This window comes from uncultured Comamonas sp., assembly GCF_964277875.1.
In the GTDB taxonomy this organism is placed as follows: domain Bacteria; phylum Pseudomonadota; class Gammaproteobacteria; order Burkholderiales; family Burkholderiaceae_C; genus Comamonas; species Comamonas sediminis.
Genome location: NZ_CAXYJV010000012.1, coordinates 22,822 through 35,300, shown reverse-complemented (window position 1 = coordinate 35,300; position 12,479 = coordinate 22,822). Strand labels below are relative to the sequence as shown.

Here is a 12,479-nt window from a genome sequence, read left to right as displayed (position 1 = left end):
GCCTGCGGGCAGCCCTTTTTTTATGCGCGCCCGGCAGCCCTTGCAGCGTGCGGTGCACCCAAAAGGGCGCCGGGCTGCCCGTACAATGGTTCCCCATGAGCGCTGAGATCGACACTTCCGGGACCATGAACCTGACACACCATTTTCTGATTGCGATGCCTGGCATGCAAGACGAGATGTTTGGCCGCAGCGTGGTCTATGTGTGCGAGCACAGCGAAAAAGGCGCGCTGGGCATCATCATCAACAAGCCCTCGGACATCACGATGGGCAAGCTGTTTGACAAGGTCGATCTGCCACTGCGCCGCGAGGACCTGGAGCTCGAACCCGTGTTCCAGGGCGGCCCGGTGCATACCGAGCGCGGCTTTGTGCTGCATGACCGGATCGTCATCGAATCGGGCGCAGCCGACGAGTCGGCGTACTCGGCCACCTTGACCATTCCGGGCGGCCTGGAGATGACCACCTCGCGCGATGTACTCGAAGCGCTGTCCACCGGCGCCGGTCCGCACCGGGTGCTGGTGTCGCTGGGCTATTCGACCTGGGGCGAGGGCCAGCTCGAGTCGGAGATCACCGAAAACGCCTGGCTGACCGTGCATGCCGATGCGGGCGTGATTTTTGATACACCGGTGGCCGAGCGCTACAACACGGCGCTGGCGCTGCTGGGCGTGCAGCCCTGGGCGCTGTCTGCCGCTGCTGGCCGCGCATGACGGACGCTGCCACCAAGCCTTCGCTGGCAGAAGCGGCGCGCATGCAGAGCTTCATCGCCTTTGACTTTGGCATGAAGCGTACCGGCGCTGCCTTTGGCACCCGGATGCTGGGCACGGCCCGGCCGCTGCCGACGATCCATGCCGAAGGCAAGGCCCGTTTCACGCCGATGGAGAGCCTGATCAGCCAGTGGCAGCCCGACGCACTGGTCGTCGGCATTCCCTACCACCCCGACGGCGCGGCCCATGAAAACACCGCGCTGGCGCTGCGCTTTGCGCGCCAGCTGCGGGGGCGCTTTGGACTGCTGGTGTTCGAGGTGGATGAGCGCTACAGCACCACCGAGGCGCTGGCCAATGGCGCGCGCGATGCCGATGCGGCCTCGGCCTGCATCATTTTCGAGCAGTTCATGCGCAGCCTGGATGTGCCCGATCTGGGCGGCACGGCCTGAAACCCCGCTGGCCCGCCATGCATGCGCTGACCCGTTCCCTGATTGGCCTGTGGCGCCTGGCGCGCATGGGTCTGCATATTGTGGTGGGTGTCATCACAATCTGGCTGACGTTTGGCCGCCTGGGCCATGCCGAGCGCAACCGGGCGGTGGAGCGCTGGGCCGCTCGGCTGCTCCGGCTGAGCGGCATCGAGCTGCGGGTGCTGGGGGCGGTGCCTGCGCACGGCCCCTTGCTGATCGTTGCCAACCATCTGTCCTGGCTCGACATTCCGGCCATCCATGCGGCGGGGCACTGCCGCTTTGTTTCCAAATCCGACGTCAAGGCCTGGCCCGTCATCGGCGGCCTGGCCAGTGCCGCAGGCACCTTGTTCATTGAGCGCAACTCCCGGCGCGATGCGATGCGCACCGTCAGCCGCATGGAGGAAGCAATGCGCCACGGGGATATCGTTGCGGTCTTCCCCGAGGGGACGACGGGCGATGGCCGGCAGCTGCTGCCTTTCCATGCCAACTTGCTGCAATCGGCGATTGCGGCCGAGGCGCCGGTGCTGCCCTTGGGGCTGTGCTTTTACGACAAGCTAAGTGGCCGCATGAGCAGTGCCCCGAGCTATATAGGCGATGAGAGCCTGCTGGGATCCATCTGGCGCACCGTGACGGCACCGCCGTTGGTGGCGCAGCTGAACTATGGCCAGCCGCAGGCCAGCGCAGGCCGCAACCGGCGCGACTGGTCGGCCGATCTGCAGGCGGCGGTGGACCAACTGCGCCAGGTGCAGCGCTGACGAGGACCGAGGGCTGCTGGCCTGAGGCTCATTGCCCGGGCGCGAAGCAGACCAGGTGCTCGGGCTGGGCACGCAGGCCGATGCTCTCGCCCACCGCGTGCTGCAGCTGGCTGGAGACCTGCGCATAGACCAGCTGCTGGCTGGGCAGCTGCAAGGTGTAGAGATACTGCGATCCCCGGAAGGACTTGCGCAGCAAGGTGGCGCGGTATGGCGAGGCTGGGTCAAACACCACCTCGCTGGCGCGCAGCAGCACATCGCAGGCCTGTGATGCTTCCGGCGCGGCGATGGCACCGAGCGGCGTGTCGAGCTGCCAGCCTTGCGCAGACGACACCGGGGTGGCCGGCAGCAGACTGCCGTGGCCGATGAAGTTGGCCACAAAGCGGCTGGCGGGTTGCTGGAACAGGGTGCTGGCATCGGCCCATTGGTGCAGGTGGCCGCTTTCCATCACGCCAATCTGGTCGCCAATCGCAAAGGCCTCCAGCTGGTCGTGCGTGACGAACAGCGCGGTCGCCTGCGCGGCCTTGAGGATGTCGCGCAGCTCATGGGCCAGGCGTTCACGCAGATCCACATCGAGGTTGGAGAAGGGCTCATCCAGCAGCATCAGCTGCGGCCGGGGCGCCAGCGCCCGGGCCAGCGCCACCCGCTGCTGCTGGCCGCCTGACAGCTCATGCGGGTAGCGCCCAGCGCTGTTCTCCAGCCCCACGAGGCGCAGCACCTCCTGCACGCGCTGCTGCTGCTCCGGCCGGGGCAACTGGTGGATGCCGAAGGCCACATTCTTGCCCACCGTCAAATGCGGAAAAAGGGCGTAATCCTGGAACACCATGCCGATCCGGCGTTTCTCGGGCGGCAGATTAGCGCTGCTGCTGCTGACGACCTGGCCTTGCAGGCGGATCTCGCCGCTGGCGATCGGCTCGAGCCCGGCCACTGCACGCAGCAAGGTGGTCTTGCCGCAGCCCGAGGGGCCAATCAGCACGCCGATATCGCCTGCCTGCAGCTGCAAAGACACCTGCGCCACTGCAGGCTGGGGGCGCCCGGCATAGCGCACATTCAGTTGGGAGACCTCTAGAAACATGGCCGCATTGTAGAGGGCTCTCCCTGGCAAAGGGCTTAGGTGCCTGGCAGGTAGAATCGCCAGCTTTTGGCCCGTCAGTGATTCGCATTTGCAAAATCTCGCCCGCTTCCGTCGTCAGCTGCTGCTCGTAGCCATTGCCCTGGTGCTGGTGTTGCCGGTGCTCACCGTCTTTAGCGCCTGGTTGCCCGGGGCGGGCAATGACCTCGGTGCATTTGCCGTGGTGCGCGAAATGTTTGCGACGGTGCTGCCGGGCTACATCCGTACCACTGTGGCGCTGGGGCTGATGGTGGCGTTGGGCTCGGCGGTCGTGGGCACCCTGTGCGCGGCGGTGGTGACCCTGTTCGACTTTCGCGGCCGCAAAACCTTGGAATGGCTGCTGCTGCTGCCGCTGGCGATACCCGCCTATGTGACGGCCTATGCCTATACCGATTTTCTGCAGTTCAGCGGGCCGCTGCAGGTGTGGATGCGTGCCAGCTTCGGGCTGCAAGGGCGGCTGCTGCCGGAGGTGCGGTCGCTCGGCGGCGCCGTGCTGGTGTTTGTGGTCTCGCTCTACCCTTATGTCTACCTGCTGGCGCGCACGGCGCTGAGCGAGCGCGCCGCCCACCTGATGGAGGCGGCGCGCCTGCTGGGCGCGTCGATGCCGCGCCGGATCTGGGCGGTGGCCTTGCCGATGGCCCGGCCAGCGGTGGTGGCCGGTGTGGCACTGGTGATGATGGAGACCCTGGCCGATTTCGGGGTGGTGAGCTACTTTGGCATTCAGACCTTCACCACCGGCATCTACAAGGCCTGGCTGTCGATGGAGAACCGCAGTGCCGCAGCCCAGCTGGCCACGATGCTGCTGGTTTTGGTGCTGGTGGTGCTGCAGCTGGAGCTGCGCGCGCAGCGGCGCATGCGCTTTGTCACCAGCGGGGTGGGGCGCGCCTCATCGGCCGAGGCCCAGCCGTATCGCCTGCAGGGTGCGCGCTGCCTGGCGGCCTGGTTGCTCTGTGCGTTGCCGGTGCTGCTGGGCTTTGTGCTGCCCGTCATGTTCATGCTGCGGCCCTTGGAGGCCGATTGGTCGGTGATTCCGTTGGACCGCTTTGTGCAGTGGGCCGGCAACAGCATCCGCTTTGGGGCGATCACTGCCGTGCTGGCCGTGGCCATTGCCATGCTGGCCGCCTATGCGGCCCGCCGCAGCCAGGACTGGGTCACGCGCAGCACGGTGGGCCTCATCAGCCTGGGCTATGCGGTGCCCGGCGCGGTGATCGTCGTGGGCCTGCTGCTGCCAGTGGGCTGGGTGCAGCAGGCGTTTCCGCAATGGGCCTTTCCGGCGCTGATCACCGCGACCTCGGCCGGCATCATCTGGGCCTATCTGGTGCGCTTCACTGCGATTGCGCTGCAGTCCCTGCAGAGCGGCTACACCCGCATTCCCAGGAGTCTGGATGAATCGGCACGCATGCTGGGTGTGGGCAGCGCCGGCCTTCTGGTCCGCGTGCATGGCCCGCTGCTGCGGCGCTCGGCCCTGACCGCCGCGTTGCTGGTCTTTGTGGATGTGATGAAGGAGCTGCCCGCCACGATGGTGCTGCGGCCCTTCAACAGCGACACGCTGGCCGTGGTGGCCTACCAGCTGGCACGCGACGAGCGCCTGGGCGAGGCGGCGCTGCCGTCGCTGGCGCTGGTGCTGGTGGGGCTGGTGCCGGTCATCTTGCTGATCCGCACGATGCGCAGCTCGGCATCGCGCTGATACCTCTCATCCTCGTTGCCTGGCTGGCGGTTCAGCAGGCTGGCCGCGCACATTCCATCGGCGCATTCGGGCGAGCTGCATCACCACAGCGGCTGCACGCTCCCCCTAATTTGGATCTCCGTGGTGTTATTGCCCTATCGATAGGTGACCTATATCGCCTTTGATCTGGATCAAACAACCATCTCGGGTTTTCCCTTAAACTGAATTTTTGAAACATTAATTGACTATTGGTGTTTCATTTTTTGAATCACCGAGATGCTTGCCGTCCGCGTGATTGGATGGCTGGCGCGCCGAGGTGGTGCCAGGCTTGGCTTCCCGTCCACCTCCCAATGCCGCGCAGCGGCTCCCATCGCGTGCAAACACCAACTCCCGTTCTGGAAACAGACAACTGGGGCGTGGCCTATGGCGACAAGGTCATCCTCTCCAGCCTGCAACTGCAGATCGCCCCTTGCGCCATCACGGTCCTGATGGGGCCGGTCGGCGGGGGCAAGTCCACGGTGTTGCGCAGTCTGGCGGGCCTCAATGACGAAAACCCGCGCTTTGCGCAATGGGGGCAGTTGCGCTATGCCGGCCAGCCGCTGGCGGGCGTCCACCGGCCCCACCTGGTGCGCCAGCATGTGCGCCTGATGCAGTCGAGCGTGCAGGATTCGCTCAGCGAGTTGCTGCCGCAGGCCCATCTGCTCTCCGGTTTGGACCGCCGTGCCTGGTGCGAGGCCTATCTGGACCGCATGGGCTTTGCCGATATCAAACCGCTGCTGGCGCAAACAACGGTGGAGCTGTCTGCGATGCACCAGCGTGCGGTAGCCATTCTGCGCGAAGCCGCTGCCCAACCCTTGCTGCTGATGTGCGATGAGCCCACTGCCGACTTGCAGGACTACGACGCCTATCTGCTGCTGGAACTGCTCAAACGCATTGCCCGCGAGCGCGCTGTGCTGCTGGTGACCCACAACCAGCGCCATGCCCAGCGCGTGGCCGACCATGTGCTGCTGCTGGCCGGTGGTGCGGTGCAGGAGACGAGCCGCGCTGACCACTTTTTCTCCGCGCCGTATTCGCCGGCAGGCCAGCAGTTTGTACGCAGCGGCAGCTGTGCCGTGGTGGCTCCGCAGCAGACGGTGCAAGAGGCCATGCAGGCCGAACCTGCACCTGCAGCGCTGCAGGCCCCCGCCCGCACCGCTGCGCAGGCGGCCCGCCAAAGCCAGCGCGCGGTATTGCCCGATCTGGCGCTGGCCAACCCGGTGCTGGCGGCCGAACACTATGTGCCCGGCGCGCGCGGGCCGCGCGGTTTTGCCTGGCTGGTGCCGGGCAAGCTGGCCGGCACGCCGCTGCCGGGTGTGGTCAATGACACCGATGTGGACATGCAGGCGCTGAGGCGTTGCGGCATCACCGTGCTGGTGTCGTTGACCGAGACCGATATCGACCAGGCGGCGCTGGCGCGCAATGGCCTGCGCAATGTGCATCTGCCGGTGCATGACCGGGAACCGCCATCGGTGTCGCAGCTGCAGATGCTGATGCTGAAGATGAAGCGCCTGCTGCTGGCCGGCGAAGTGCTGGCGGTGCACTGCCTTGCGGGCCTGGGCCGCACCGGCACCGTGCTGGCGGCCTGGCTGGTTTTTGAAGGCGTCACCGCTGAAGAAGCGCTGCGCCGTGTGCGCGAGATCGAGCCGCAGTACGTGCAGTCCGAGCAGCAAGAACGCTCGCTGTTGGCGTATGAAGAAATGCTGCTCGAGAAGATGGGCTAATCGCATCCGAGGTGCCAGCCCCTTACCAACCCACTTTGAAGGAATACATCAATGTCCATGGATACCGTTTTGCAGAAGGTCGCTACATTTGTGCCCGAATGCCTGGCTGCCGGCTATGTCGATGTGGCTACCGGCATGCTGCTGGCCATTCGCACGGTCGATTCGCACCCGCGCGAGGTGATCGACCTGGTGGCCGCGGCCACCGCCGACCTCTTCAACGGTCCCAATGTGTCGATGATCGAGCGCATGTTCAAGAAGTCGCGCGGTCTGCAGGACGATGGCCACCACTACTTCCAGGAAATCATCGTCAACAGCGACAACCTGATCCATATCTTCATGCGCGGCAAGACCAACCCCGAGTATGTGGCCGTGCTGGTCTGCCGGCGCACCGCCAACCTGGGTATGGCGCTGACCAAGGCGCGCATCATCATGCCCGAGCTCGAAGCCTCTCTGTAATAAGATCGGGGGCATGGCCCAAGACACGATCACCATCTACCACAACGCTCGCTGCAGCAACTCACGCGGCGCGCTGGCGCTGATGGAGGCCCGAGGCATCGAGCCCCGGATTGTGGACTACCTGCGTGCGCCGCTGGACAGCGCGCAGCTCGCGGCGCTGATCGCGCAGCTGGGGCTGCCGGTGCGCGAGGTGATGCGCAGCAAGGAGGCCATTTATGAGGCGCTGGATCTGGGCCGTGCGGGCTTGAGCGATGCCGAACTGATTGCGCAGATCGCCGCCCATCCCGAGCTGCTCAACCGGCCCATCGTCGTGAGCGCCAAGGGCGCGCGTCTGTGCCGCCCGCCTGAGCGGGTGCTTGACCTGCTCTGATGGGCCCGGCCGCTTGCGCGCCCAGCCGCCGTCCCGCGCACGCTGACGGGCAGTAGGCCATGCTGCGCGTGACCGTCCTCTCGGGCCTGGGCCACACGATTGCAGTGGTGGTGGCGCTGCTGGTCTACACCTTGGTCACGCGTGCCGGGCACCAGCGCCGCCATCCCGCGTCCGCCATCGGCTGGGTGCTGGGCATGGTCACCTTTCCCTATCTCTTCCTGCCTCTTTTTCTGGTGTTCGGGCCGCGCAAGGCGGTGCGGCCGCCGGCGCATGCCGTTCTCCCCTCCACCGGCCAGCGCCGCAGTACGGTGCCCCCTCAGGTGCCGGGCTGGGCAGGCCAGTTGCTGGCCAGCATGGAGCTCGATCCGGCCCAGCCCAATGCGGAGGTGGTGTTCCATGAAGATGGCCTGCAGGCCTTGCAGCAGCTGCTGCAGTTGATCGAGCAGGCACAGCGCAGCCTGGATGTCTGCACCTATGTGTTTGCCGACGATGTCGTCGGGCGTCAGATCGGCACGGCGCTGCAGCAGGCTGCGCAGCGCGGGGTCAAGGTGCGGCTGCTGCTCGATGGCGTGGGCTGCTGGCGCCTGCTGCCCATGCGGCTGCGCCAGTTGCGGCGCTCGGGCGTGCTGGTGCGCCGCTTCATGGTGCCGATGCTCCAGCCGATACGCGGTGGCAGCAATCTGCGCAACCACCGCAAGCTCGCAGTGGCTGACGGCGTGCATGTCTGGAGCGGCGGGCGCAATCTGGCCGATGAGTACTTTCTGCCCAGCAGTGCCGGGCACCCGGCCTGGGTGGACCTGAGCTTCAACGTGCAAGGGGCCCTGGCCGGCGTGGTGGCCGCGCAGTTCGAGGCCGATTGGCGCGCGGCCAGAGGCCGGCGCCGCCCTATGTGGCTGTCGCCAGCGATGGCGCTGGGGGGTGGCGACCAGGGCTGGGCCCAGTGGCTGCCCAGCGGCCCCGACCATGCCGATGACACCTTGCATGCGCTCTACCTGGCCAGCGCCTTCCATGCGCAGACATCGATCACCTTGGTGAGCCCGTATTTTGTGCCCGATGACGCGCTGCTGGAGGCCTGGTGCCTGGCCTGCCGGCGCGGCGTGCAGCTGCGCGTGGTGGTGCCCCAGTGCTCCAACCACCGCCTGGCCGACTGGGCCCGTGAGCGCGCATTGCGGGCGCTGGTGCTTGCCGGTGCCCAGGTGTATTGCTCCCCCCATATGGTGCATGCGAAGGTGGTGGTGGTCGACGACCGCATGGCACTGTGCGGTTCGGCGAACCTCGACGGGCGCAGCCTGTTCTTGAACTACGAGGCGATGACCGCGTTCTACAGCGCCCGGGAGATCGCCTGGCTCCAGCATTGGTGCGGGCAGCAGATGGCAGAAAGCACGACCTATGCCTACCGTGCACCGGGGTGGTGGCGGGATGTCGGAGAGGGGCTGGTGCGGGGCGTTGCCTTCCAGCTGTGAAGCGCCGATCCGCAGCAGACCCCAAAAAAAGCCACCTGCAGGTGGCTTGTACCAGACCAGGAGGCCATCAGGCCCGGACCCGTTTGCGTGAACGCGCCAGGCCCCAGCCTGCCACCAGGCCCGACATGCCCAGCAACGCCCAGATGCCGAGCGCGGGAACCGCTTGGGGCGTCGCAGGTTGTGGCGGTGTGGTGGTCGTCTTGACCGGGCCGAAGGCCGCGCTGCACACCTCGGGACCCACCAGGGTGCCCCGGACGGCCACGGGAGTGACACAGTAGTACAGATAGGCTTTGTCATCGGCAGCTTGGGTGGTGTAGGTCACCGTGCCGGCGGTGCCCAGCGTGTTGCCCGACTGCAGCACGGTGCCCTGGGTCAGGCTGGCATTGTCACTGCGCACCCATTGGTAGCGGGTACCGGTGGCGCTGCTGTCTTCGGGGTCGGATTCGGTGTCGGCGTAGCCATAGGTCCCCGTCAGGGTCTGGCCGACGTCAGGCTGGCCGCTGACGGCAGGGGTGGCGGCCGGTGCATCGTTGGGCAGGCAGGCATTAGTGCCCGAGATGGCCGCTGCGAAACCCATGTAAGGGTTTCCGCTTTTGACATAGACGGTCATGGTGTTTGCACCGGCCTGCCAGTCGGGCGAGGCCATGCTGGCGATGGTGAGCCAGCGGTTGGTGCCAAAACCGTTGTAGTTGAACTGGTTGGTGCTGCCTGCCTGCGGCAGGCCCCAGGTGCCCAGGCCCCGTGCCAGCTGCGATTTGCCGTTGATGAAGATATCGACCACCGAGTTGTCGGCGCTGTAGGTCATTGAAGGCGCAAAGCTGCCCAGCGATACTGCCGGGTCAATGTTGAATTGCACCTGGAACAGGGCATCGATATTGCCGAAGTTCGCGCCGTCGACATAGGGCTGGCCGCCCCAGGCATTGGCAGCGATCCATTGCGCCGTGCTGCTGGCCGCTGGTGTGCTGGTCCAGCTCGACACGCGGCTGGTGACGATCGTGGCATCCCCAAAGCTGCGCCAGTTGGCCGGATCGCTGCCCGCATAGGCAGACAGGTACTGAAAGCGCCAACGGCTGTCGACCTGTGCGTTGCCGGGGCTGGGCTGGCCGGTATTGAGTTGGGCCAGCGAGTTGGGGCTGCAATCGATCGTGACGGAGGTTTGGGCCTGTGCCAGGCTCCATACGCCCCAGCTGGCGGCAAGAAGGGCGCTGGCCGCCCAGTGGCGTGCCGGGTGTTTTTGTCGATGGGACATGGTCGATGTATTCAATAAATCAATTGAATTTTCATTATTTCAAATTCAATAGAAGAAATCTGTTGAGTACAGCGAAACATTTATAGCCGTTGAAAATTGTCCACAAAGCTGTGACATTTCATGCGTCTGCGTCGCAGGCGAGATCGTTTTACGGGCTGAGATATCGATGAGGGCCAGGCTGGAAAGGTGATGGCTGCCGGCACTCTCCGAGCAGACATGCTGCCGCGATTGACAAGTAAACCTGACATAGCTAAAGTCAGGTTTACTTTACATTTCTGGAGACTTCACCGTGCACCACGCGCTCTCTTCGCATCCGCCGTCCGCTTCGCTGCGCCGCTACCTGATCCGCACAGCGGTATGGATGGGCACTTATTGCGCCCTTCATCTGGGGGTCATCCTGGGTTGGTTCGACGCCATCCTCGGCACGCCCAGCGCCTGGTTGCTGGCACTGGCCGTCGCGGTGCCGATTGCAGCGCAGTTGCGCGCATCGCTGCTGTGGATCCAGGCGGCCGACGAATACCAGCGTGCGCAGGCCATCCGCAGTGTGGTGATGGCCTGTGGGCTGTTGCTGATGCTATGCACGGTCTGGGGCTTTGGCGAGAGCTATGCCGCCGCACCGCATTTGCCCGCCTGGCTGGTGGTGCCGCTGTTCTGGCTGGTGTGGGCGCTGGTAAGCGCGGTGATGCGGGTGCGGGGCTGATGGATAACCATCTGCGCGCCCTGCGTGCCAAGGCCCAGTGGACGCAGGCAGATCTGGCTCAGCGTCTCGGTGTATCGCGCCAGGCGGTCAATGCGCTCGAGACGGGCAAGCACGATCCTTCACTCGATCTGGCCTACCGCATCAGTGTGGTGTTTGGCTTGCCGGTGGAGGCGATCTTTGCCAACCCCTACCGCAGCGACGGGTCCTGAATGTCCGTGGGCGGTTGCTTCCAGCGATCACTGAGGTGCGTCAACATCCGGTGCTTTCCCGCACATCATCAACACTGGCTGACAGGAATTTGTTTGCAATATTTCTGCTTTGGTATGAAGCTAGACAGCCTCTGAATAGCAGAGTCTGTTAGAGCGGATGGACCGCTGCCATCTGGCTGCCATGCTGGCGCCCGATACTTGCAGGTTCAGCCGCTTTCGCTTCGTTTGTCTTCGACGCTTTGTTTGAAAGGTATTCCATGGCCAAATCTGACCGCAGCACCAAAACGGATATCAAGGCGCGCCGCAAGGCGCCGCTGGTCACCCCCAGTGACCTCGATTCGGCGGCTACCAAGGACATCAGCGCGGCTCTCAACGGCGTGCTGGCGGATGTCTTTGCGCTCTACCTCAAGACCAAGAATTTCCACTGGCATATGAGCGGACCGCACTTCCGTGATTACCACCTGCTGCTCGACGAACAGGCTGACCAGCTCTATGCGATGACGGACGCCATTGCAGAGCGTATCCGCAAGGTCGGTGGCACGACCTTGCGTTCCATTGGCCATATCGCCCGCCTGCAGCGCATCAGCGACAACGACGCCGACTATGTCGAACCGCTGGACATGCTGGCGGAACTGCGCGAGGACAACCAGCAGATGGCCGCCCGGCTGCGCGAGGCCCACAACGTCACCGACGAGCACCGAGACATTGCGTCGTCGAGCCTGCTGGAAAACTGGATCGACGAAACCGAGCGCCGCACCTGGTTCCTGTTCGAATCGAGCCGCAACGCAGGGTGAGGGCTGGAGCGCCCGGTACAGTGCGCACCGCGGCGCCTGTGCTCGCTTGCAAAGCCCCACCCCGCTGCGCGCGGCGGTGGGCCACAGAAGTTGCCGGCGCGCCTGTGGCCGGCGAGCCGGCGCTGCCTTTCAGCGCTGGCGGCGCTTGGGCAACCAGGCGAGTGGGGCCAGCAGCAACGACAGCAGGGCCAGGCCCCCGGGGGCCATCGCGGGTACCGCCACCGGCGTGGCGGCAGGAGGCACATAGGCTTGGCCCACGACCTCTCCCGACTCGATCAGACGCAGGTCGCCCGGGATGGTGCAACGTGCATCGGGGCAAACCGTGGAGAACGCCTTGCTGCGCAGTGCCAGGACGGGCTGCGCCATCGGATTGATCGGGATGGTGCCGCCCGCATCGGTCATCGGGCTTTGCAGGTCGATCAGCAGCACCTGCTTGCCGGTCATATCGTTGGTGTCCGGCGGTGCAAAAATAATGAACTGCGCAGGGTCGGGCGACGCTTCGGCACAGTTGGCGCCATCACAGGTACTGCTGAAGCTGGCTGCCGCAGAGCCATCCGGCGCCGTGGTGGCAATGCCGATGCGGCTGTAGCTGCCGGTGGACGCGTCAAACACATAAGAGCCGCTGGCGGTGCCGCCATCCGCAAACCTGACATCGGTCAATGTCCATTGCACCAGTGCTGCATGGGAGGCTGAGGTAAAGCCAGCAAAGGCCAGGGCAAGGGCGCCTGCACATAGAAGTTTGCTCATCGTCATTTTCCAAAGGGGTTTGAATGCAAACAAA

The 12,479-nt window shown here is 65.1% G+C and carries 14 protein-coding genes; 11 read left to right on the top strand and 3 right to left on the bottom strand.

The features are described 5' to 3' along the window. The first annotated feature begins 95 nt into the window (after positions 1 to 95). From ACHWUQ_RS06180 to ACHWUQ_RS06170, 3 genes are read left to right on the top strand one after another with little or no spacing between them, the layout of a single operon-like run. Positions 96 to 704 carry a YqgE/AlgH family protein gene (locus ACHWUQ_RS06180; RefSeq protein WP_239809316.1) on the top strand — a complete coding sequence of 203 codons (609 nt, stop codon included), beginning with the start codon at positions 96 to 98 and terminating at the stop codon, positions 702 to 704. Next, positions 701 to 1,150: a Holliday junction resolvase RuvX gene (gene ruvX / locus ACHWUQ_RS06175; RefSeq protein WP_394680622.1), complete on the top strand. Its 450-nt coding sequence runs from the start codon at positions 701 to 703 to the stop codon at positions 1,148 to 1,150. The genes ACHWUQ_RS06180 and ruvX overlap by 4 nt, the downstream gene beginning before the upstream one ends. Before the next feature lie 17 nt (positions 1,151 to 1,167). Next, the gene (locus ACHWUQ_RS06170; protein ID WP_394680621.1) at positions 1,168 to 1,923 is read left to right on the top strand and encodes a lysophospholipid acyltransferase family protein; all 756 of its coding nucleotides are present in this window, start codon (positions 1,168 to 1,170) and stop codon (positions 1,921 to 1,923) included. 28 nt (positions 1,924 to 1,951) lie between these two features. On the opposite strand, the gene ACHWUQ_RS06165 is transcribed toward ACHWUQ_RS06170, so the two are convergent. Beyond that, positions 1,952 to 2,995, bottom strand: coding sequence for an ABC transporter ATP-binding protein (locus ACHWUQ_RS06165; protein ID WP_394680620.1), 1,044 nt, complete (start codon positions 2,993 to 2,995; stop codon positions 1,952 to 1,954). A gap of 88 nt (positions 2,996 to 3,083) precedes the next feature. On the opposite strand from ACHWUQ_RS06165, the gene ACHWUQ_RS06160 reads away from it, so the two are divergent. From ACHWUQ_RS06160 to ACHWUQ_RS06140, 5 genes are all read left to right on the top strand, one after another. After that, entirely contained in the window at positions 3,084 to 4,718 is a 1,635-nt protein-coding gene (locus ACHWUQ_RS06160; RefSeq protein WP_394680619.1) for an ABC transporter permease, read from the top strand. 353 nt (positions 4,719 to 5,071) lie between these two features. Further along, the gene (locus tag ACHWUQ_RS06155) at positions 5,072 to 6,457 is read left to right on the top strand and encodes an ATP-binding cassette domain-containing protein (RefSeq protein ID WP_394680618.1); all 1,386 of its coding nucleotides are present in this window, start codon (positions 5,072 to 5,074) and stop codon (positions 6,455 to 6,457) included. Between the two features lie 51 nt (positions 6,458 to 6,508). After that, complete coding sequence (locus ACHWUQ_RS06150; protein ID WP_116924645.1) at positions 6,509 to 6,913, top strand: hypothetical protein; 405 nt, start codon at positions 6,509 to 6,511, stop codon at positions 6,911 to 6,913. A gap of 13 nt (positions 6,914 to 6,926) precedes the next feature. Continuing rightward, positions 6,927 to 7,283 carry an arsenate reductase (glutaredoxin) gene (gene arsC, locus ACHWUQ_RS06145; protein ID WP_239809310.1) on the top strand — a complete coding sequence of 119 codons (357 nt, stop codon included), beginning with the start codon at positions 6,927 to 6,929 and terminating at the stop codon, positions 7,281 to 7,283. Positions 7,284 to 7,342: 59 nt separating this feature from the next. Continuing rightward, entirely contained in the window at positions 7,343 to 8,746 is a 1,404-nt protein-coding gene (locus ACHWUQ_RS06140) for a phosphatidylserine/phosphatidylglycerophosphate/cardiolipin synthase family protein (RefSeq protein ID WP_369460735.1), read from the top strand. A gap of 67 nt (positions 8,747 to 8,813) precedes the next feature. On the opposite strand, the gene ACHWUQ_RS06135 is transcribed toward ACHWUQ_RS06140, so the two are convergent. After that, a complete protein-coding gene (locus ACHWUQ_RS06135; protein ID WP_394680617.1) occupies positions 8,814 to 9,995 on the bottom strand; it encodes an IPTL-CTERM sorting domain-containing protein in 1,182 nt (393 codons plus the stop codon). Positions 9,996 to 10,284: 289 nt separating this feature from the next. Between ACHWUQ_RS06135 and ACHWUQ_RS06130 the strand changes: the two genes are divergently transcribed. The 3 genes from ACHWUQ_RS06130 to ACHWUQ_RS06120 all read left to right on the top strand — a co-directional run bounded on the left by ACHWUQ_RS06130 (position 10,285) and on the right by ACHWUQ_RS06120 (position 11,698). Next, complete coding sequence (locus ACHWUQ_RS06130; RefSeq protein ID WP_394680616.1) at positions 10,285 to 10,695, top strand: hypothetical protein; 411 nt, start codon at positions 10,285 to 10,287, stop codon at positions 10,693 to 10,695. Further along, positions 10,695 to 10,904, top strand: a complete 210-nt coding sequence (locus ACHWUQ_RS06125; protein WP_312527516.1) for a helix-turn-helix transcriptional regulator — start codon at positions 10,695 to 10,697, stop codon at positions 10,902 to 10,904. Before ACHWUQ_RS06130 ends, ACHWUQ_RS06125 begins: the two co-directional genes overlap by 1 nt. A 257-nt stretch (positions 10,905 to 11,161) precedes the next feature. After that, the gene (locus ACHWUQ_RS06120; protein ID WP_239809305.1) at positions 11,162 to 11,698 is read left to right on the top strand and encodes a Dps family protein; all 537 of its coding nucleotides are present in this window, start codon (positions 11,162 to 11,164) and stop codon (positions 11,696 to 11,698) included. Positions 11,699 to 11,827: 129 nt separating this feature from the next. Here the strand turns inward: ACHWUQ_RS06120 and ACHWUQ_RS06115 are convergent, their stop codons facing one another. Beyond that, a complete protein-coding gene (locus ACHWUQ_RS06115; RefSeq protein ID WP_394680615.1) occupies positions 11,828 to 12,445 on the bottom strand; it encodes a hypothetical protein in 618 nt (205 codons plus the stop codon). Positions 12,446 to 12,479 lie beyond the last annotated feature (34 nt).